Annotated in this window: 15 protein-coding genes; 14 read left to right on the plus strand and 1 reads right to left on the minus strand. The window is 40.3% G+C overall.

Translation table 11 applies throughout. The features are described from left to right. The first annotated feature begins 228 nt into the window (after positions 1-228). Together istA and istB are read left to right on the plus strand one after the other, a co-directional pair. A complete protein-coding gene (istA, locus tag BM207_RS16160; RefSeq protein ID WP_245768134.1) occupies positions 229-1,752 on the plus strand; it encodes an IS21 family transposase in 1,524 nt (507 codons plus the stop codon). Positions 1,753-1,771: 19 nt separating this feature from the next. After that, complete coding sequence (gene istB, locus BM207_RS16165; protein ID WP_090996266.1) at positions 1,772-2,518, plus strand: IS21-like element helper ATPase IstB; 747 nt, start codon at positions 1,772-1,774, stop codon at positions 2,516-2,518. 121 nt (positions 2,519-2,639) lie between these two features. Here istB and BM207_RS16170 read toward each other — a convergent pair whose 3' ends face one another. Next, on the minus strand, positions 2,640-3,194 hold the full coding sequence (locus BM207_RS16170; RefSeq protein WP_090996732.1) for a PAS domain-containing protein: 555 nt from the start codon (positions 3,192-3,194) through the stop codon (positions 2,640-2,642). Positions 3,195-3,457: 263 nt separating this feature from the next. Between BM207_RS16170 and BM207_RS16175 the strand changes: the two genes are divergently transcribed. From BM207_RS16175 to BM207_RS16230, 12 genes are all read left to right on the plus strand, one after another. Then, positions 3,458-4,045, plus strand: coding sequence for an RNA polymerase sigma factor (locus BM207_RS16175; RefSeq protein WP_090996735.1), 588 nt, complete (start codon positions 3,458-3,460; stop codon positions 4,043-4,045). Positions 4,046-4,135: 90 nt separating this feature from the next. Then, the gene (locus tag BM207_RS16180) at positions 4,136-5,290 is read left to right on the plus strand and encodes a FecR family protein (protein ID WP_090996738.1); all 1,155 of its coding nucleotides are present in this window, start codon (positions 4,136-4,138) and stop codon (positions 5,288-5,290) included. Positions 5,291-5,462: 172 nt separating this feature from the next. Further along, positions 5,463-8,666: a TonB-dependent receptor gene (locus BM207_RS16185; RefSeq protein ID WP_090996742.1), complete on the plus strand. Its 3,204-nt coding sequence runs from the start codon at positions 5,463-5,465 to the stop codon at positions 8,664-8,666. Between the two features lie 21 nt (positions 8,667-8,687). Then, positions 8,688-10,136, plus strand: coding sequence for a RagB/SusD family nutrient uptake outer membrane protein (locus BM207_RS16190; RefSeq protein WP_090996747.1), 1,449 nt, complete (start codon positions 8,688-8,690; stop codon positions 10,134-10,136). A gap of 23 nt (positions 10,137-10,159) precedes the next feature. Next, a complete protein-coding gene (locus BM207_RS16195; RefSeq protein WP_090996750.1) occupies positions 10,160-11,770 on the plus strand; it encodes an FAD-dependent oxidoreductase in 1,611 nt (536 codons plus the stop codon). Between the two features lie 8 nt (positions 11,771-11,778). Next, the gene (locus BM207_RS16200; RefSeq protein WP_090997064.1) at positions 11,779-14,097 is read left to right on the plus strand and encodes an alpha-L-rhamnosidase-related protein; all 2,319 of its coding nucleotides are present in this window, start codon (positions 11,779-11,781) and stop codon (positions 14,095-14,097) included. A gap of 80 nt (positions 14,098-14,177) precedes the next feature. Then, entirely contained in the window at positions 14,178-16,769 is a 2,592-nt protein-coding gene (locus tag BM207_RS16205; protein WP_245768143.1) for an alpha-L-rhamnosidase, read from the plus strand. A gap of 34 nt (positions 16,770-16,803) precedes the next feature. Further along, the gene (locus BM207_RS16210; protein ID WP_090996753.1) at positions 16,804-17,619 is read left to right on the plus strand and encodes a hypothetical protein; all 816 of its coding nucleotides are present in this window, start codon (positions 16,804-16,806) and stop codon (positions 17,617-17,619) included. Positions 17,620-17,681: 62 nt separating this feature from the next. Next, the gene (locus tag BM207_RS16215; protein WP_245768144.1) at positions 17,682-19,046 is read left to right on the plus strand and encodes a DUF3472 domain-containing protein; all 1,365 of its coding nucleotides are present in this window, start codon (positions 17,682-17,684) and stop codon (positions 19,044-19,046) included. A gap of 60 nt (positions 19,047-19,106) precedes the next feature. Then, positions 19,107-21,266, plus strand: coding sequence for a PAS domain S-box protein (locus BM207_RS16220; protein ID WP_090996756.1), 2,160 nt, complete (start codon positions 19,107-19,109; stop codon positions 21,264-21,266). A 94-nt stretch (positions 21,267-21,360) separates the two neighbouring features. After that, positions 21,361-21,984 carry an RNA polymerase sigma-70 factor gene (locus tag BM207_RS16225; protein WP_090996759.1) on the plus strand — a complete coding sequence of 208 codons (624 nt, stop codon included), beginning with the start codon at positions 21,361-21,363 and terminating at the stop codon, positions 21,982-21,984. Positions 21,985-22,052: 68 nt separating this feature from the next. Further along, positions 22,053-23,078, plus strand: a complete 1,026-nt coding sequence (locus tag BM207_RS16230) for a FecR family protein (RefSeq protein ID WP_090996763.1) — start codon at positions 22,053-22,055, stop codon at positions 23,076-23,078. Positions 23,079-23,080: the final 2 nt, after the last annotated feature.

The raw sequence follows: 23,080 nt of genomic DNA on the forward strand, positions 1-23,080 counted from the left end.
TGGATAAACCACTACAAAATGACCCCTTTGCACCACTCGAAAGTGACCCCCATAATGAACTGATTTTTTTACTGCCTGCCGAAGGAAGTTGACCCCCTTGCGCCAGTTGAAAATGACCCCCTGAAAAGAACGATGATGTTCTGCCGAGCTGTTTTGGAGAACGGTGTTTTTGTTTAGCTTTTGGCTGAACCTAAACCCGAGATTGCCATGCCCAACAAGCCCATCAGAATGAATAAACTAAGACAGATTATCCGTTTGTACTGTCAGGGTACAGGTACCAAACGGATCCATGGAATGCTAGGCAATTCCAGAAACACGATCAAGAAGTACATCCGCGTTTGGCACAGCCTTGGCATAACTTATGAAGAATTCAGTGCCAAGAGCGATGGCGAACTTTCGGTACTTTTCGCCACACCAGTTGCCCGGATATCGAACAGGCCAAGGATGCACCAGCTACATGCCCTTTTGCCCGATATATGCAAGAAACTGAAGAAAAAGGGAGTTACCCGTGAGCAGTTGCATGCCGATTACATTGAAAAGTACCCCGACGGCTATGGACGTTCCCACTTCAATAATGCCATTTTTTCCTATCTACAGCTCACAAAGCCCGTGATGCATATCGAGCACAAGGCCGGTGATAAGGTCTATATCGATTTTGCGGGCACCAAGTTCAAGATTACGGGCTTAGATGGCATCCAACAGGATGCAGAGGTTTTTGTCGCCATTCTGGGATGCAGCCAGCTTACCTATGTCGAAGCTGTGGCGAGCCAGCGCAAGGAAGATCTTATCAAGGCCTGCGAGCATGCACTATTGTACTTTGGCGGTGTACCGCAGGCCATTGTTCCAGATAACCTTCGCTCGGCGGTCACCAGGGGAAGTAGGTACGAAGCGGTACTAAATGATGAATTCTCTGCATTTGCAGAGCATTACAGCGTTGCCGTCGTTCCAGCACGTGCCTATAAGCCACGCGATAAATCGCTTGTTGAGGGCGCTGTTAAGCTGATCTATCGGAGCATCTATGCCAAACTTGAGGGTCGGGTTTTCGGTGATCTGGGGATGCTGAATGCAGCGATCCGCCCAGCTCTTGAGATCCATAACAACAAACCCTTCTCTGGAAGGAACTACTCCAGACGTGAGCAGTTCGAGGAGATCGAAAGGGAGGCACTTGGTCCGCTCAATCCGTTAAGTTACGAAGTTCACAAACAGGTAATGGCTACGGTGATGAGAAAGGGGTATGTCCGTTTGGGCGAAGATACCCATTACTACAGCGTACCCTATGGATATATCGGCAAGAAGGTAAAACTATTGTATACCTCCACGCTGGTGAAGATCTATTACCACTATACCATGATTGCCCTGCACACACGGGTCAGAACCCGTTACCACTATACCACCAATGAAGAGCATCTTGCCCCACAGCACCGCTTCCAGTCCGAGTGGACACCGGAAAGGTTCATCCAACAGGCAGAGGCGGTGCATGAAGATGTGGCCCGTTACATATCAAAGGTACTCGAGCATAAGAAATATCCAGAACAGGCCTATAAGTCATGCTCGGGTATCCTGAACTTTTCCAGGCGTGTTGGACCAGAACGGCTTACCGATGCCTGTAGATGGGCCGATAGCTTGGGCCAGTACAATTATCCCATTATCGAAGAAATCCTCAAAAAACGGCTGGACCAGCTCCGTCCAGAGGAAGAACCTACAGAAATACCATCACATAAAAACATAAGAGGTAAAGAATATTATCAATAAATCAAAAAACAGAAACAAGATGAACAATGAAACCCTAGATAAGCTACGCCAGCTCCGTCTGTACGGCATGTACGATGCCTTTAAAACCAACCTTGAAACCTCGGTGAAAGAAACCCTTACCGCCGACCAGTTCATTTCCCTACTGGTGGCCAGTGAGTGGGACGACAGACGGAACCGATCGGTGGAACGTTCCATAAGATTGGCCGGATTCCGTTACAAGGCCTCCCTGGAACAGGTCGATTATTCCATAGAAAGAGGTCTTGACAAGAACCAGGTACACCGCCTTGCCGCCCTTGACTTCGTTAAGGAACATAAAGATCTTTTCATTACAGGCTCAACGGGAACAGGGAAAAGCTATCTGGCAACGGCACTAGGATACCAGGCCTGCCAGAACGGCTACAAGGTGATGTATGTAAATACAGCCAAGCTAATGGGCCAGTTGAAACTGGCCAAGGCAAAGGGTACTATTCTTGCCGAACTCAAGCGAATTGAACGTGTAGACCTGCTGATCCTAGATGATTTCGGGCTACAGCCCTTTGATCCACAATCAAGGATTGCGCTGCTAGATATCATAGAGGATCGGCACCAGAAACGGTCTACGGTGGTCACTTCACAGATTCCGGTAAAGGAATGGTACGATATCATCGGTGAGAAGACCATAGCCGATGCAGTGCTGGACAGGATCGTTCACCATTCGTTAAGGGTAGAACTTTTTGGTGAATCATTAAGAAGGAGAAACTCTAAAACAGAAAATGTATTTTTGTAGAAACAATGTTATTAACCGGACTTGGTAATCTATAAACCTGAACGGTTCTGCATAACAACTTTTGTTCTTTTCTAACATCAACTCTGGGGGTCAATTTGAAATTGGCGAAAGGGGGTCAAATTTATTGGTATTTCCAAACCTCATTGTCGTGGTTAATATTGAATAACTCTCTACATCTCGGATCCCAATAAATCTTGCCCTTCACAAGATCCTTGTCGAAAGTTCCAAGCTCGGCTGCGTCTATTGCCATCCGGAGCGATTCTTCAGAGGCTATCAGCCGCTCTCTGTTGCTAACCAATTCGCTAACGTCGGTGGCCATGCAAAACACGCCAATTATTTCACCCGACAGATTACGGTAGGGCTGATATGAAAATTTAAAGAAAAAAGTCTGCAGCTGATTATCTACAACTAAATCTGCCCGTTTATCCGTCGAAAAATGAGGGATTCCAGTATGGTAAACATCCAATAATAATTGGTTGAAAGGCTGATTCTTGATCTCTGGAATCGCCTCAATAAAAGGTTTACCAAGTACCGAATCTGTCTTGCCCCACGTTCGCAGTGTTGCGGCGTTTGCGTAGGCAATGATCATGTCTTCCCCTATGCACAGATAAACTGGATAGGGAGAACCGTCTACTATGGTTTTAAATGTGAAGTCCTCTGGTAGAAATTCACTCATACCTAAAGGATAAAGCGTAATTTGATTGCATAGCGTAAAAGATGAGAAGTTTGGATTAATTTAACATATGCTATGAGACATTTGTTTTAATTATTTCATAAACTGGCTCTGCGTAAGTACTAAAACTACCCTTCTCAAAAAGCTTGAAAAGTCCCTGTTTAGTAAAGACTGGTTAGCAAAATGCGTATAAATTAGTAGCTTTACATGACAGCACATGATAGTTATTTATGATAGTATTACTAGATTAGCTTAACATCTGCATCATGAGGAATGAAAAAGCACTTTTAAAGGGTATCTCTTGCGGAGATGAAACACAGTTTCGAGAACTGTTTAATTCTTATCGAGAGAAAGTGTATAGTTACGCTTTTAAAATCCTTAAATCAGAATCGGAAGCAGAGGATGTGCTCCAAGATGTTTTTCTGAAGCTTTGGCTGCATGACGAACTCGACGAAATTGACAATTTTGAAGGGTACTTAAAAGCAATGACCAGAAACCATGTGTTTAAGGTACTACGTCGTCAAAATTTAAAATGTGCTACCAACAATCTTTTAAAGATAAAATGGACTGAGAGTCACAATGAAACAGAAGAACTGGTTTTGTTAAATGACTCTCAGCTTATTATTAATAGGGCACTTAACGAAATGCCTCCAAAACAGAAACTTGTTTACAACCTCTGCAAAAGTGACGGATTAAAATATGATGCTGTAGCAAAACGGCTGGCTATCTCTCCGCTTACTGTAAAAACTCACATGCAGCATTCCCTTAGGTTTTTGAGAAGTTATCTTACAAAACACACCGATATCGCGGTTTTTTTATTGATAATTGAAAACTTAATACGAATAAATAAATAATTTTATCTTTCTACTACTCCGAAATTAAGTTACAAGGGTCATTATAAAAAGGGGACAGCAGTTCACGCATAAATTCCTTTTTAACCAAGTATGAACCCGAACCAATTAAAGAAATTAGTTCAACGTCTTATTGACGGGACCTTGTCTGATCAGGAACTGGCTACATTAAGGTCGGCTCTGATAGATTTTGAGCATGATGAAGAGCTAATAAAGATACTCGATGCCGTTTGGGAGGAGAATTCTTCATTGGATATCTCTAAGGAAAAGGCAGAAGGCATTCTTCATGCTATCATTTCGACAAAAAAACATAAAAGCATAACCAAAAAATGGCTGGGGATAGCTGCGAGTATTGTAGTTCTTATCTCTATAGCTCTTTCCTTAAAGTTTTTTGCGTTTCAGCAATCTGGAAATATTGATAAAATAAAGGTAAATACCCAGGTAGCGAAAATAATTCCAGGTAAAAACAATGCTGTGTTAACTTTATCCAACGGCCAGAAAATTATTTTGAACGAGCAAAATATAGGTGAGTTAGCAATGGAAGGCGATGTAGTGATTAACAAATTCAAGGATGGCGAGTTAAGCTACGCTGTAAATAAGGAGCAGACAAATGGCGTATTACAGTTCAATACTATCAGTACTCCAAGAGGTGGTGAATATAGGGTAATTCTGCCAGATGGCACTAAGGTTTGGCTAAATGCACACTCATCCCTACGCTATCCGGTTAATTTTACCGGAAATGAACGCGTAGTGGAGATAGCTGGTGAAGCTTATTTTGAGGTATCAAAAAATAAACTAAAGCCTTTTAGGGTAATTGCTAATGCGGTAGAAGTTAAAGTGCTCGGTACTCATTTTAATGTAATGGCCTATGCCGACGAACAGCTAATTAGTACCACACTTTTAGAAGGCTCTGTAAATGTTAACAACACAATACTTGTGCCCGGTCAGCAGGCACAGCTCAATAAGCAAAATAATAAAATAAGAGTTTCAAAAGTCAATACTGAGGAAGTCGTGGCCTGGAAAAACGGACTCTTCATCTTTAGGAATGAAGATAGCCAGTCTATCATGAAAAAAATTAGCCGCTGGTATGATGTTGAAGTAATATTCAAAGATAGAAAATTAATCAATGAAAGGTTTGGAGGGACTTTTTCTAGATCTGGAGAACTTGCGGATATGCTTGAGAGCATGTCGCTTACTGAACGTATTCATTTTAAAACCGAAGGAAGGAGGATTACGGTCATGAATTAACGCTTACTCAAAAAAGAAGTCTGGAAGTGTTGCAATCACCCCAGACTATCTGATAAGCTTTTTTAGTCTGTTACTAACCAAATATTAACTAATCATCTTTCAAATGTATAAAATACATAACAAATTCCTACGCAATAATATTTATTGCACCCAAAAAAAAATCTGGCTTATTATGAAACTAACGATTGTTTTATTACTGGCAACATCACTCCAATTTGTGAGTGCAAAAACTTTTGGACAAAAGATTAACCTTGTGAGAAATAATGTAACCTTAGAGGCAGCTTTAATGGAGATACAAAAACAAACGGGCTATAATTTTTTCTACTCACAGGAACTTTTAAAAAACGCAAAACCTTTTGATATCTCGGTTTCCAATTCCTCGTTAAAAGAGGTTTTAGCTATTTGTTTTAAAGGGCAGCCTTTAACTTATATTTTAAATAAAAAAACCATTGTTGTAAAGCCTGCCGACCTGAAGAATATAGTACAGGATATTACCATAACGGGTAAAGTTTTAGATCATCAGGGTTTGCCATTGGAGGGCGTAAGCGTTAAGCTGAAAGACGCTAACAAAGAAACGGTTACCAACCAAAATGGCGACTATACCATCTCCGTTCCAGATGGCGATGCGAAGCTGGTGTTTTCATTCCTTGGGTTTGAAAGCCAAGAAGTTACAGTGGGCACGCAAACGTCTATCAACATAAACTTAAAAACGGCGTTGTCTGCTTTAGAGGAGGTGGTTGTTATTGGCTACGGTACAGTTAAAAAGAAGGACCTTACAGGCTCGGTATCGCAAGTTAAATCAAAAGAAATTAATGCTATGCCAAACGCAAATGTTTTACAGGCTTTGTCTGGTAGAGCTGCAGGCGTACAGGTAAGACAAGGTTCAGGTGCACCGGGTTCTTCCAGCACAGTTAGAATTCGTGGAGGAAACTCTATTTTGGGTAGCAATGAACCCCTTTATGTAATTGATGGATTTCCGGTAAATGGTTCTCCTACCCAAATTAACAACACAGATATTGAAAGTGTGGAAGTGTTAAAGGATGCATCTGCTACGGCAATTTATGGATCACGTGGTGCAAACGGTGTTGTCCTCATCACCACCAAAAAGGGCAAGGCAGGAAAAACTGCAGTAAGTTTTGAAACCAGCTATGGGACACAAAGCCTCATTAAAAAGTTGGATTTGATGAATGCCAAGGAATATGCGATATTTTATAACGAGCAGCGCACCAACTCTAATTTAACCCCGTTTTTTTCACAAGCAGAGATAGATGGTTTCGGAGAGGGATTTGATTGGCAGGACTTTGTTTTTCAGAAAGCCCCAATAAGAACTACTGCGCTTAACGTAAACGGTGGAAATGAGAAAACTCAATTCTCTGTTTCTGGAAGTGCATTCGGTCAAAATGGTATTGTTAAAGGAAGTGATTACGATAGATATTCTTTAGTTACCAGTTTAAACCATAAAATAAGCGATAAATTTAGCCTCAGTTTTTCAAGTACTCTATCTAAATTATCAACCGAGCGAAAAGATAGTGGGGGCGGTAACCGGGGTAATTCTATGATTTCTGCAGCAGTTTCTGCACCTCCCACGTTAACGCCCTTCAACGACGATGGCTCATACCGTGTGCTTTCAACGGCTTATCCATTTATTGCTACGGATATAAGAAACCCCATTAATTTTATTAACGAGCAAAATAGCAAAATTAAAGCGAATGTTGTGTTGGCAAACGCTTCTATAAACTATAACATAACGCCTGCGCTACAGCTTAAAATAGCTGGGGGCATAGAAAATAGAGACGAGCGAACCGATACTTATACTACCACTAAATTTTTTGCGTCCGCAGGATCTGCGAATATATTTGCTGGCCAGTTTACGAGTTTCCTCAACGAAAATACATTAAGCTATCAGAAGGAATTTAATAAGCACTCCTTAAATGCGGTATTGGGTTTTACGTATCAAGATTTCTTGAATACAGGAGTTAGCGCCGGCGGTACGGGATTTTTGAGCGATAATTTTGAAAGTTACGATTTAGGTGCAGCGGCAAATCCCAATGTTCCTGGCTCTAGTTATATTAAATCTGTATTACTTTCCTACCTGGGTCGCGTTAATTACAGTTACGACAACAAATACCTGGCAACCGTTTCTTTACGAAGAGATGGCTCATCACGGTATAGCGAAGGATCGAAATGGGGCTATTTTCCTTCCGCTGCTTTAGCCTGGAGGGTATCAAATGAGGAATTTTTAAAAGGGAATGAGCTTATTTCTGATTTAAAACTGCGTACCAGCTTTGGTGTAACAGGTAGCCAGGCTATTAATCCTTATTCAACACTCAATCAACTCTCTGCGGGCCGCACAATTTTTAACGATGCGCCCTACACTACTTTTGCGCCAGGAACCGTGTTAGCTAGCGATTTGAAATGGGAAACTACAGAGCAACTAGACTTTGGTATTGATATAGGGTTGCTAAAAAACAGGTTTTTGCTGACAGCAGATTACTATATTAAAAATACCCGTGATTTATTAAGCAATGTGATACTCCCTTCATCTTTAGGCTATACAAGTACCATTCAGAATGTTGGACAGATAAAAAATACAGGGCTTGAGCTGGGGCTTGAGTCAAATATTTTAAAAGGGGCTTTTAACTGGGATCTGAATGCAAATATTGCTTTCAATAGAAATAAAGTTATTAAGCTCTCGAAAGGTGATGAATTGTTGAGAGATCGCGTGAACTTGGTAGTTATTAATGATGTGACCAGTATACTCACAGAAGGAAAGCCCGTAGGAACTTTTTGGGGATACCTAGAAGAAGGCTATGATGCTACAGGAAAAATCATATTTAAAGACCTTGATGGCGATGGTACAATTTCACAAAATGATAAAACATATATCGGCAATGCAAATCCAGATTTCATCTACGGTTTAAATTCTACAATGACGTTTAAGAACTTTGAATTGAATTTGTTTTTTCAAGGATTGCAGGGCAATGATATTTTCAACGCTAGTTCAATTACCAACACGCTTGATTATGGTTTTGGATTGAACATGACACAAGACGTTTTTGATAATAGATGGACACCACAAAATGCCGCCAATGCAAAATACCCGAAAGTAAGTAATGCTACTGCGGTGAGGGTTTCGGATCGCTTAATTGAAGATGGTTCTTATCTGCGATTGAAGAATGTGATGTTAGCATATAACCTGCCAAAAAGCATTTTAAAGACAAACTGGATATCTAAACTTACGCTTTATGCAAGTGGACAAAACCTCTTCACCAGCACGAATTACTCTTGGTGGGACCCAGAAACTAACTTCAGGATAGATTATCACAGTTATCCAAACGCGAAATCAATAACATTTGGGCTTAGAGCCGGATTTTAATCAATATTAAAATAGTAAAAAATGAGAAAGAAAGAAATAAATAGATTCCCCAAATTAACAGCTATCTGCATGTTAATCTTAGTGGGACTGTGCACATCATGTAAGGATTTATTAGAAGAAGAACCGAAATCATTAGCGGTAGAGGTTTTTTATAAAACTCCTCAAGAAGTAGAATCTGCGGTAAATGCCATTTATCCTCCAATAAGGACACAAATGGCAGAATATGTAGCCACACTGGAATGTCATTCGGATTTTTTATATGGTAGAGGCAGTTGGGAAAACATCAGCTTATACCAAGGTTTTAACGACACAAATACCGGGAGAGTAGTACCCTTTTGGAATGGATTTTATACTGCTATTAGAAATGCCAATCTAGTGATAGCTAATTCACCTGATGGGGCTGCCTATGATAGTTATAAAGCCGAGGCAAAGTTTTTAAGAGCATTTGCTTATTTTCAGTTGGTTAGAAACTGGGGGGCAGTACCGTTGCGTACCGAACTTAATATGGAGCAAAGAGATCTGGCGAAAAGCAGTGTTGACGATATTTATGCATTCATTGAAAAAGATTTACTGACTGCGGAAATGGGCCTCAAACCTGTAGCAACGGCCGCTGGGAGACCAACAAGTGGGTCTGCCAAAACGCTTTTAGCTGATGTTTATTTGCAAATGGCGAAATATCCTGAAGCCGCCGCCAAAGCCAATGAGGTTATTCAGTCGAACAAGTACTCACTGATACAAGTGACCAGTAAAGCGAATATCCAGGATAACATCTTTGGACCTACCGTTAACAATAGCCCGGAAGAGGTGTTTTACTTTAAGTTTTCCCGATTAACCAATGAGGGCAACTACCTTTTGTTTATTGTAAATCATCCTAGCACAGGTTTGTTCGGATTCCCAGGGGCATATGCTGTTCACGGTAATAAAACCAACCCTATTTTTGTAAACTGGAATGCGAACGACTTAAGAAAATCTCTCTATGACAATATTAACTTTGGACTCGGCGCAAATACGCTGGTAACTTCAAAGTTTGTCGACAAACTTGCAACAACTAACCGTACTGCAGGTAATGATAACACGGTTTACCGCTACGCAGATGTGTTGTTAATCTATGCTGAAGCTGCGGCCAGAGCGGAGAACAATGTAAGTCCCGCTGCTTTAGAGGCGCTAAACAAAGTGAAAAGAAGAGCGTATGGTTATAATCCGGCTGTTCCTTCTGTTGTAGATTATACTGCTGCCGATTATGCCACTACTCCTTTCTTGGATTTGATTATGAAAGAGCGGGTTTATGAATTTGCTTTTGAGGGAAAACGCTGGCTAGAATTGAAAAGAACTGGGAAAGCAAGCGAGCTTGTACTGGCCAATAAAGGCAAAACCATTTTGCCAAAGCATCTTTTGTGGCCAATACCACTCGGGGAAATTGATTATAACGACGCATTAGATCCAGTAACCGATCAAAATCCGGGCTATTAATAGGTTCAAAATCATAAAAGCACATGAAAGAAGTCAGAAACATTTTTATTATCCTCCTACTTTTTGTAACAACGGTAACCAAAGCAAATATCAATGCATATGAGATTATTGTTTACGGCGCAACACCTTCTGGTGTTGCTGCCGCCATAGCTGCGGCCCGTGAAGGAAAAAAAGTACTGATCATAGAGCCGCTAAATATAGTTGGAGGCATGATGAGCGGGGGACTTTCGTTCAGCGATTCTAATCAGACTGCCCGCGAATCATTGGGTGGTATTTTTGAAGAAATACATCTTCGTATCGAAAAAATATACAAGGATAAAGGTATCAAGCTGCCCTATGAAGTAGCGGTTAAAGATAATCGGAAATGGATGTATGAGCCTCATGTTGCCGAACGGGTTTTTCTGGACATGTTAAGAGAAGAAGGCGTCCCGGTAATGCTTAATGAAACGCTAAAATCTGCCAAAAAGGAAGCCGCCAGAATTGTTTCCATCAAAATGTATTCCGGTAAAAAGTTTACTGGGAAGGTTTTTATCGATGCAAGTTATGAAGGTGATTTATTAGCGGCTGCAGGGGTAAGTTATAGCATTGGCAGAGAGGCTAGGACAACATATGACGAGTCATTAGCTGGCGCAATTTATCCTAAAGAAAAAGTGAGTATTAAAGCAACCGATAACAAAGGAAAGCTTTTACCATTTATAAACAGCAACAAACTTAGTCCCGAAGGTGAGGGCGATCATCGGATTATGACTTATAGTTTCCGTTTATGCCTATCTTCCGATCCTGATAATCAGGTGCCATTTACGAAGCCGGTCAATTACGATCCTAACGATTACGCAATTTTCAAGTCGTATTATCAGGCGAATCCTAACGTGCGGACACCCATTGATTTCTACCCGCTGCCGAATAAGAAGTTTGATGGAAACAACGGCATTTCTTTACAACTTTCTTCGGGCTTGGTTGGCGAAAATTACAAATATCCCGAAGCCAAACCAAAACAACGCCAGAAAATATGGAAGGCCCATCAAGATTTCACAGAAGGCTTACTTTATTTTTTACAAAATGATGAAAGCATGCCAGCGCCAATACATAAACAGATGGCAACTTTGGGCTATGCGAAAGATGAGTTTGCAGCAACCAACCATTTTCCGCCAGTGCTATATGTTAGAGAAGGGCGAAGAATGAACGGTGCATATTTTTTGACCCAAAAGGATATTTTAGAAAATGTGGAAAAAGCCGATGCAATTGGAATTGGTTCTTTTCCAATAGACTCGCATGATTGTCAGCGAATCGCAACAGCAGATGGCGGTTTTATTAACGAAGGCACTATATTTCCAGTACATGTAAAAGGGCGATACATCGGTCAACCCCATCAAATACCTTACAGAGCTATTACACCAAAAGCCGAAGAATGTGTTAATCTTTTAGTGCCAGTTAGTTTGTCGGCAAGTCATGTTGCTTTCAGTTCAATTAGAGTAGAACCCACCTGGATAGTATTAGGGCAAAGTGCAGGTATAGCGGCGGCCATGGCAGTGGAGGAAGATAAAAACGTTCAAAACTTGAATTATGCTAACTTAGCTAAAAGGTTAAAAATGCAAAAACAAGTTTTAGAGTTGCCAATATTGCCGAAGTCCTAATGAGATCAATGATAAAGAAGACGTTTTTTTTCATGATTTGCCTATGTTTTTCATTGATAGATCATGCTTTTTCGCAAAATCTTAAAGCGCAGTGGATTGCAAATTCAACGGTTGCCGACACACCTAATACGTGGCTGGCCTTCAGAAAAGTTGTACAATTAAAAAATAAACCGACCAACGCTATTGCAAGAATCGCCGCAGATAGTAAATATTGGCTATTCATTAATGGGGAAATGGTAGTTTTTGAAGGGGGGCTAAAAAGGGGGCCAAATCCATCCGGCACTTATTACGATGAAATTGATTTTAGTAAATGGCTAAAGAAAGGTGAAAATATCATCGCCATCAAAGTGTGGTACTTTGGCAAGCAAGGCTTTTCTCACCATAGCAGCGAAAAAGCAGGATTATTATTTGATGGTTATATTGATCAAACTCCTGTTTATAGTGACAGCACCTGGGAAGTAAGTGTCTTACAGGCATATGCCACCGCTGCTCGTCCTTTTCCAAACTATCGGTTGCCCGAGTCAAGTATCTTATACGATGCAAGAAAAGAATTAATGAATTGGAATGTTGATCCATTGATGGCGATGGGAAAAGCGGTGACGCTGGGAGAATCTGGAGCCAAGCCCTGGAATAAATTATCACTCCGGCCAATTCCAATGTTTAAAGACTTTGGCGTTAAAAAGTATGTTGGCAAACGCACTATTCTTTCGGGTGAATTAGCAGATACAATAATTTGTGAATTACCCTATAACGCACAAATTACCCCGTTATTTAAAATCAAAACGGAGAATGCTGGCATGCGCGTAGTAGTTTTTACAGATAATTACCTTACCTACAATGGCGGAGATACTTATTTGCGGTCAGAATATATCACTAAGAAGGGGTTGCAAGCATATGAAAGTCTAGGATGGTTAAATGGGCATAAGGTTTATTATGTTGTTCCAAAAGGTATTAAGGTGCTGGGTCTTTATTATAGAGAAACAGGTTATGATACCAGTTTTTCGGGTTCTTTTAACTGCAGCGATGACTTTTTTAATCGATTTTGGGAAAAGGCGAAACGAACACTCTATCTAAACATGAGAGATACATACATGGATTGTCCGGATAGAGAAAGGGCGCAGTGGACTGGGGATGCTGTTAATCAATCTGCACAAGCTTTTTATGCCTTATCTCCTTCAAGCTATCAACTCTCAAAAAAGTGGATTCACGAGATGGTCGATTGGCAAAAGCCAAATGGGATACTGTTTTCTCCAGTACCAGCGGGGAACTGGAATAAGGAATTGCCAGACCAATGCTTAGCCACGATAGGATACTACGGATTATGGAACTATTATCACTATACAGGAGATATAGAAACCTTGAAATACGCATATTTGCCAGCAAAGAAATATCTCGAGTTATGGGAACCCGACGAAAACGGATTGATGAAATTTAGAGGGGGAGACTGGACATGGGGAGATTGGGGAGATGAAAAAGATATCCAATTAATTTTCCATTCATTTTACTATCTTGCCTTAAAGGGAATGCTGCATTCTGCGAACGTTTTGGGTAAGGTAGCGGATGCAGACAAATATTCGGATCAGATGAAAATCTTTAAACGAGCTTTTAATCAAAAATATTGGACGGGAGAATGCTACAGAGATCCGGCATATAAAGGTAAAACAGATGACCGTGTACAGGCTCTGGCAGTGGTTGCCGGTTTAGCAGATCAAGAAAAGTATAACGCTGTTTTAAATGTTTTAAAGCAAGAAGAACATGCAAGTCCCTACATGGAGAAATATGTGATGGAAGCTCTTTTTTTAATGAATGAACCTGATTTTGCGCTGGCGAGACAAAAGAAACGTTTTAGCCAAATGGTGAATAATGAAACCTTTACCACTTTATGGGAAGGCTGGAATTTTAATGATCCAAAATACGGAGGCGGAACAATAAACCATTCCTGGAGCGGTGGAGGCTTGGCAGTGCTTTCCCAGTATTTATGTGGTGTTTCACCATTAAAAGCAGGCTACCAATTATTTCAAGTTAAACCACAAGTAGGTGAAATGAAATACGCCAGTGCAACGGTGCCAACAATAAGTGGTACGATTAAAACTTCCTTTGTAAACAAAGATTCAAGTTTAAAATTAACAGTCTTGGTTCCAGGGGCTACGTCGGCCGTAATTGTATTGCCAACAACCTGTAAGGAAGTGAAATTAAATGGTAGAAAGGTCTGGGTAAATGGTAAATATACTGAAGAAGCTAATCGCACATTCCGGCAGAATGAAATCGATGGCTCTTTAAGTTTTGCCGTCCCGGCAGGAAAATGGAATATAAAAGCATTAAAATGAGAAGTATAAGCTATTTAATATTGTTTTGTTTGTTTAGTCCTATATCGATATTGGCAAAATCGCCCCCTTCAATTGTTAACATGAAGTGCGAATATTTGGTTGAGCCAATAGGAGTAGACGTTGCCCATCCGAGGTTAAGTTGGCAGCTTCATGATGAACGAAACGGTGCTAAACAAACTGGATACCAAGTTTTTGTGGGAACCGACTCAGCCCAAGTAGCTAGCGGAAAAGGATCGGAGTGGGCCACTGGCAAGGTGATATCCGACAACTATCTGATTAAATATAGCGGTAAAAAACTCTTACCATTTACCATTTATTTCTGGCGGGTTGATGTATGGGATAAAGAGGGAAAGAAAGTTCAAAAGATTTCAATAAGTAAATTTGAGACGGGCGTAAAGGAGATGTCGAACTGGAAAGGGGCCTGGATTTCGGATGTTCAAGATGTTACGCTAAAACCGGCACCCTATTTTAGAAAGAATTTCCAATCCTCAACTACAAAGAAAATTAAATCTGCAAGAGCATATATTGCAGCTGGAGGTTTGTTTGAGTTAACTATTAATGGAGAAAAAGTAGGTGATCATAGCTTAAATCCTATGTATACGAGGTTTGATAGGAGAAATCTTTATCTTTCTTATGACATTACAAAACAGCTTAGGAATGGCGAGAATGTGTTGGGAGTACTTTTAGGAAATGGCTGGTATAACCATCAATCTACTGCGGTTTGGTTTTTTGATAAAGCACCTTGGAGGAATCGCCCTACGTTTTGTATGGATACCAGAATAACCTATGAGGATGGGTCTATCGAGATTATTACGACAGATAGAAGCTGGAAAACATCCTTGAGCCCTGTTATTTTCAATAGCATTTATACAGCAGAGCACTATGATGCAAGGTTAGAACAGCTAGGCTGGGATACCCCGGGTTTTGATGATACAAAATGGAAGAACACTATACTGCGTGCTGCCCCCTCACAAAACATAGTTTCTCAAATGCTCCATCCTATTCGCAAGGGAATGGAGCTCGAGGCTAAGGTTCGCAAGTTTAACGACAGTACCTATGTTTTTAGCCTGGACAAAAACATATCGGGCGTCTCAAAGTTAAAAGTCAAAGGCGAAAAGGGTACGGTTATCCGTTTAAAACACGGCGAACGTCTTTTAAAAAATGGCAAAGTAGATTTGTCCAATATAGACTACCACTTTCGGCCTACCGACGATAAAGACCCTTTTCAAACGGATATTTTTATCTTGAACGGAAATGGGGAAGAAACGTTTATGCCCCGCTTTAACTATAAAGGGTTTCAATATGTGGAAGTTAGCAGCAGTCGCCCAGTAAGCTTAAACAACGAAAGCTTAACGGCTTATTTTATGCATAGCGATGTGCCAGTTAGCGGCAAGGTAACCTCCTCAAACAAAACACTTGACAAGATTTGGGAAGCTACCAATAATTCCTACCTGGCAAACCTGTTCGGTTACCCAACAGATTGTCCGCAAAGAGAGAAAAATGGCTGGACAGGAGATGCGCATATTGCGATTGAAACAGGGCTCTATAATTTTGATGGAATTACCATCTATGAGAAATGGCTAGCCGATCATAGGGATGAACAGCAGCCTAATGGGGTATTACCATCCATCATTCCTACCGGGGGATGGGGATATGAATGGGGCAACGGTCCCGACTGGACAAGCACCATAGCCATTATACCCTGGAATATTTACCTTTTTTATGGAGACACTACTATTCTTTCTGATAATTACCAAAATATTAAACGTTATGTCGATTATCTTGATCAGATAAGCCCTACGGGTTTGACTTCATGGGGGCTTGGCGATTGGGTTCCTGTTAAATCCAAGTCTTCAGTAGAACTTACTTCTTCCATCTACTATTTTGTAGATGCTACAATTTTGGCAAAAACTGCCAAATTACTGCATAAGCAGGCAGACTATGAGAAGTATAGGTCTTTAGCGGAAAAAATTAAGCACGCTATCAATGATAAGTTCCTCCATAAAGAAAGCGGAATTTATGCAAAAGGTACTCAAACAGAACTAAGTGCCCCCTTATTTTGGAACTTGGTACCTAGCGAACTTAAAGCTAAAGTGGCAGCAAACCTCGCAAAAAAAGTGACTGCAGAAGGTTTCCATTTAGATGTAGGCTTGTTAGGAACTAAAACCATTTTAAACGCGCTAAGTGAAAATGGATACGCAGATTTGGCCTATAAAATTGCTTCTCAAGAAACCTACCCTTCGTGGGGTTGGTGGATTGTTAATGGAGCAACCACGCTGTATGAAAACTGGGACATTGATGCTCCTAGAGACATCTCAATGAACCATATTATGTTTGGAGAAGTTGGGGCCTGGATTTATAAATCGCTTGGAGGGATAAAAGCAGACCCGGAATCTCCAGGCTTTAAAAATGTGTTGATCAAACCTCATTTTGTTGAGGGCTTAGATAGTTTCGCTGCAACGCACGAATCACCTTATGGAACCATCAAGTCTTCCTGGGAAAAATCTGGAAAAACAATAAACTATCGACTCACAATTCCGCCCAACAGTACGGCAACAGTTAGCTTAGACAAAATAAAAGACCGGAAAATATATATAGATGGTAAGGCTCATGAATTGAAAGAAATCAAATTAGAGTCAGGATTCTATAATATTAAGCTAATCGACCCATAAAACCCGTCTAATATATTTTTAACCTCTAAACTCAATGACGATACAGTTTTTTTGCCCCAGGTGGGGAAGCGATGCGCTAAATTGGGAAACATTTGGCCAAAAAGTAAGCGCTGCGGGCTATAATGGCTTTGAAGTTGGAATTACCCAAGCTACTACAACGGCCCAATTGCAGGAGATATGGAGTGTTGCAGAAAAATTCAACCTGCGCATTATTATACAACATCATGATACCAATGAAACAGATTATGCTAAGCATTACGATATTTATTCTGCCTGGTTGGAAAAGGTAAAGGGAATGCCCTGTGTAAAAATTAACTCGCAAACTGGTAAAGACTTCTTTAGTTTCGAGCAAAATGCCGCATTAATAGCTGTGGCTGAGAAAGTGAGTGCGCAAAGTGGTACTTTGATTGTTCACGAAACACATCGCAATAAGTTTTCTTTCGCATCCCACATTACGCAGCAATATTTAACCAAACTACCAGACTTGAAGCTCACATTAGATATCTCTCATTGGGTTTGTGTAGCGGAGTCATTCTTGGAAAACCAGCAAGAGGCTGTACAGCTGGCGCTTAATCGTGCCGAGCATTTACACGCTAGAGTGGGTTATCCATGCGGACCGCAAGTGCCCGACCCGCGTTTGCCGGAGTGGCAACAGGCTTTGAATACACACCTGGGATGGTGGGACAAGATTGTAGCGCGGAAACGAAAGGAAGATACCCTGCTAACCATTACCCCGGAGTTTGGACCTTATCCATATATGGTACAGGTACCCGCATCATCAAACGCCGTCGCACACCAGTGGGACATCAATCTTTATATGATGGAACTATTGAAAAAAAGGTATTATTAAGCGCAAACGTTTGTGCACTGTTTTAGCATGCATGTTTTATTCTTTTGGTTTAACTTTCTGCTATGAAGAATAAAATGAACATGTTTAAATGTAGCGTCATGCTACTCCTGGTAGTTTTGAGTGCTAACGTTGTATTGGGCCAGTCGGTATTTTATGTGCCCGCAAATAAAGGTTACGTTGAACCATTTACGGGTGGCAGGCAGCAAGGTGTAAGTGTACCCGTTGGCTACCCAGAGCATAAGGGAATCGTTTCTAGATGGACGGATAAAAGCAAAAGTGTAGTGTGGTATTTATACCATACTAAAGGTAGTTATCAATTTTCTATCATTAATGAGGTGAAAAGTGGGGTGAATCTGGATTTTGAGCTAACGATTAAACCAAGCGCAGGGAATAAGCAATTTAGGAATATAAATCGCCACGTAAAATTTAAAGGTAATGGCCAAAAAGATTCGCTGTATGTTGCAAAAATCGAAGTGCCGGAAACCGGGTATTTCAGATATGAACTTAAACCACTTTCAGCACCAGCTGATGCTATCAAAATACATAGTTTGGTTTTTAATACTAAATCTCCAGGCGCACAGGTAAACCAAACAGATTACCAATCTTCACCATCTGTTCATTTATCTTTTAAGTCTACCGACAACACTGCTAAATTATATAATTGGATTTACCAGGAAATTATTGTCCCCGAAGGACAAGACCCGTTAGCTACCTATTACATGAGCCTGGGGTTTTTTAGGGGTTATATGGGTATCCAAACCAATTCGCCAACCGAAAGAAGAGTATTGTTTTCTGTTTGGGATAGCAAGGATTCTGAAAAGGATAAATCGATGACCAAGGAAGATTTTGTGACCTTGGTTGATAAAGGAGAACGTACCACCACGAACAGTTTTGGTGGAGAAGGTACTGGCGGGCAATCTTATGTAAAGGATGCGAACTGGAAAACCGGTAAGCCGGTAAAATTCTTAATGAATGCTGCCGTGCAGGACAATAATTCGGTTGTTTTATCTGCCTGGTATAGATTAGAGAATGAAGATTGGGTGTATGTTGCCAGTTGGAAAGCGCCAAAGGAACAGCGGTTGTTTGATGGGTTTTATTCTTTCTTAGAAAATTTTGGCTATACAAATGGCCAGATGAGAAGAGAAGCTTATTATTACAATGCTTGGGGTTTCGATGCTAAATTAAACAAATGGGTAAACTTTAATAAAGTTCGTTTTAGCAATACAGATGGTAAAGAAGGGCAACGAGTTGATTACGAGCAGGGCGTATCCAGCAAGTTTCCCGACCGCTTTTATATGTCATCTGGAGGTTATACCCCAACCGTAAAAACTGCCGACGAAATCCCACTCGCAAAAACCAATTTTGACCTTGATTTAAAACCCTTTATGCAAAGAGTAGAACAAGCTTTAACCCAGCCGGGCAAATAGCTAATTTATTTGTAAAGTTTTTAATTTGCAATCAATCAGGGATTTGTTTAAATTGCTAGTATGCCCAAGCTGCCCTCTTTAGTTTTTGCAATCGTATGCTCACTTATGTTGGTGCTTACGCAGTTACTAACGTTTCAGCAATATAAGATAGCTAAAGAGAAGCAGAAGAATGAACTAATGCATGAGGCTGCTGCGGTGAAAGACCGGTTTAGGAATATTTTAGTGAGTGATATAGCCGTAGCGAAAACTTTGGCGATTATTTATAAGCAATATGGTGTTCCTGCTAAGTTTGATAGTATAGCCAGTCAAATACTGAATAACAACCCCTATGCGCAGGCACTTCAAATCACTGAAAATGGTATCGTAAAGAATGCTTACCCGGATACACTTTATAAAAATACAATTGGAACTAACGTAAATAGTGACCCCCTTCGTAAAGCTGAAGAAGCATTTGCCGAAAATCGAAAGGATATATATTTTGGTGGTCCAAGACAACTTCGTTTTGGCGATACAGGCATAGTTGGGAAAGTGCCAATTTTAAAGGATAACAAAGTAATAGCGGTTGCTACCGTACTTACGCGGCTCGACATTATCAAGAAAGCAATTGCTCACACGGGTGTTGACCAAAAAAAATTCGCTTATCAATTAATAAAAGTGCAAAAGGGGGAAAGCTTCCCCTACACCATGTCTAATGTAAAAGCCGACAAAGAAAGTGAATACGTTGATAGTGAAATCCCTGAAGGGGACTGGGTCATGCGAACGAGTTATGCTCAGGGTTATGTGGTAAATAGATTCCCTTTTTTAATATCGGGTATGGGCCTGTTACTTTCGGTAGTAGTTAGCCTGCTTGCTTATAGAAGGGCGCGAGAACCTTACAAACTGAATAAGATAATTGAAGTAAAAACGGCTCAGGTTAATAAAGCGAATAAGGAACTTAATTTGCTTAATCAGATTAATGATATCATTCTGGACGAGGATCATATCGGCCGCCTCTTTACGAGGGTGTGCAAATGCATAGTGGAATCTGGGAGGTATGAATTGGCCTGGATAAGAAATGAGAAAGATGTTAGTGCTGTAGAACCAACCATTATATTGCCTTTCGAAAACGGTGAATTATGCATCCATGCAAAAGAATGTACGACCATTGACGAGAATGAAGTAATTACCTTAAAGCGCCTGGTAGCTAATATGGCTATTGCTGTGCAGCATATTCAAAATCGGCTTGAACTAGCTGAATCCCAAAGTAAGTTTCAGAACTTGGTTGAAAATTTTACCGTTGGGGTCTATATCGTTCAGAATGAAAAGATAGTATACGTAAATCCACGAATTGTGGAAGAGTTTGGGTATGCCGAGCATGAGATTATTGATAAACAAGTGGAAGACTTTATTTATCCTGGCGATATGAAGCTTGTACGGGAAAATATTAAAGAAAGGTTAGCAACTGACGGCAAAGCCAGCGGGAGGTATGAAGTTAGGATAGTGAACAAGGAGGGCAAACCCTTATGGTTTGAGGTTTTAGGGGGGACCACATTGTATCAGGGACAGCCAGCATTGATCGGAACAATGGTAAACATAACCGAACGGAAAGCTATTTACGCTGACCTAGAAGAGTCGAAAGAAAGATATAGTAATCTGTTTAATTTTAGTCCGCTACCAGCATGGGTTGCCGACGTGGATACCTTGCGTTTTTTGGATGTTAATAATGCAGCAGTACTTCACTACGGCTATAGCAGAGAAGAGTTTTTAGCGATGACTTTGCGAGACATTAGGCCAGCTGAAGATCTTGAAAAAATGTATAGTGCTGTAGAAGAGGGGTTGAAGCACGATGGAATTTTTCATGTGATTATGACCCATTTAAAAAAGAACGGAGAACTGATGGAAGTCGAAATCCAAGTTGCGCCAATTCAGTATGCGGGTTTTAAAGCTAACATGGCAATTGGTACAGACATAACTGAAAGACAACGTTATATCCATGCCATAGAAGCTCAAAATGAACGGCTCCGGGAAATTTCGTGGATCCAGTCACACCATGTTCGCGCACCCCTGTCTCGAATAATGGGGCTAATTCAGACTTTAGCTGATCTAAGCGAAAGTACTGAGGAACAGCAAAAAGTACTTGATTACCTTTCCATTTCAGCTAATGAACTCGACGAAATTGTCAAAGCCATAACAGCTAAATCAAAAACCCAGGATTTGTTAAAGCCTCCAGGAAAAACATAATTTTCATTAAATTTTATCTTTAGATAAGTATATCTTTAAACCCTGGTGTCTTCAACACAGATGCCAAAGCTTAAGCTAAAAGCGGTTTAATTTGATGCCAGAACAAAAAGAAAAAATCCTTTCGCTCTTTAGAGAAATACAAAATGGGAATAAGCTCGCATTCAATGAGCTTTTCCTAATGTATTATCCCAAACTTTTAACTTTTGCTAAACAATATACCAAAAATCAGGAAAGTGCTGAGGAAATAACCTCGGAACTTTTTGTTAAAATATGGATTAAACGAGCCGGACTATTTGAAATACTGAATCCAGAAGTTTATCTTTTTATTGCCATCAAGAATGCTTGCCTAAATTTGATCAGATCGGAGAAGAAGCGATCCCAATTCTTCCATGAAGAATTACATCAATCAATAGCTCTGTGTTCAGATGATGATGGGCTGAAAATGGAAAACCAAGAACTCAAAAAGCAGTTGGACCTGGCAGTGAAAGCGCTACCCGAACAACGTAAGCTTATATTCAAACTCATCAAGGAAGATGGTTTAAAAGCACAGGAGGTCGCCTTAATCTTAAATATTTCTGTAAGAACGGTAGAAAATCAGCTCTATAAAGCTGTTAAGGCACTCGCCGAAGCGATTAGTGATTACATTGGTTACCACCCCCAAAAAAGAATTTCCAAAAAGCAAGCGTTGTCGGATTTGCCACTGCTATTTTTTTTATAAGGAGTAGGTATTTTTCAAAAACCTTGTGTCTTCACAATATACGGTTCTAACACAAATGATAAAACAAAATGGAAAAGGACGAATTCTTAAAATGCTTATCTAGTAAACTATCAGGAGAGATTTCAGTTGCTGATGAAGCGTTATTGGAGCAGGCAATCGAAAATAACGAAGAATTTAAACGCCTCGCAAGTGAGTTCGAACACTATTTCAAGCAACATACAGTAGGTAGTTCAAATTTGGAACAACTTAATCATATCTGGGAAATGATTTTAATTGCAGAGGAGGAAGGCTTTAAAGAAAAGTTTAATTATTCCCTTCCCAGGAAAGCTATTTTTGCTGGTTTACCTATGTTGAAAATAGCGGCAATGCTGGTGATTTTCATCGGTGCAAGTTTATTAGGTTATCAATTTTTATATCGTAATGCCGATCCTGGTTTAGTCAAAATCGTTGCCACGAATCAGAAGTTGTTTAAAATGCTGGATGATGGTACCAAAATATGGCTGAACAAAAGGTCGGTAATAAGTTATAATGAGGACTATGGGAAACATAAACGAGAAATATTTTTAGAAGGAGAAGCTTATTTCGATGTGACAACGAACAAAAAAGTTCCCTTAATTATCCATGCGAGTAAAATAGATATTGAGGTAAAGGGAACTGCTTTTAATGTAAAGGCTTATAAGGAAAATAAGGAAATACAAGTGGCACTGGTAAGAGGCCTCATTCAGGTAACAGATAAACTAGACAGCAACCATAAAATATTGCTTAAACCAAATGAGAAACTAATATTTTCTGCTACGGAAAACAAAGCCCAAAATAATTTTATGGTTCTTGCAATGGCTTCTCAAGTTTTACTGGGCGACACAAAGTGGGTCGCCGATACACTTGTATTCCGTAAAGAGAAACTCAAGGATCTTGTCTTACGAATGGAAAAAAAATACGATTTGAACATAGAAATCCAAAGCGAGCAATTAAAGGAAAAACGCTTTAGCGGAACATTTACAAATGAGACCATTCATCAAGCATTAGCTGCGCTTAAACTTTCCTATCCATTAACTTATACCATCAACAAGAGGTTGGTAGTGATTAAAGACTAATC

This window comes from Pedobacter insulae, from assembly GCF_900113525.1.
GTDB classification, from domain to species: Bacteria; Bacteroidota; Bacteroidia; order Sphingobacteriales; family Sphingobacteriaceae; genus Pedobacter; species Pedobacter insulae.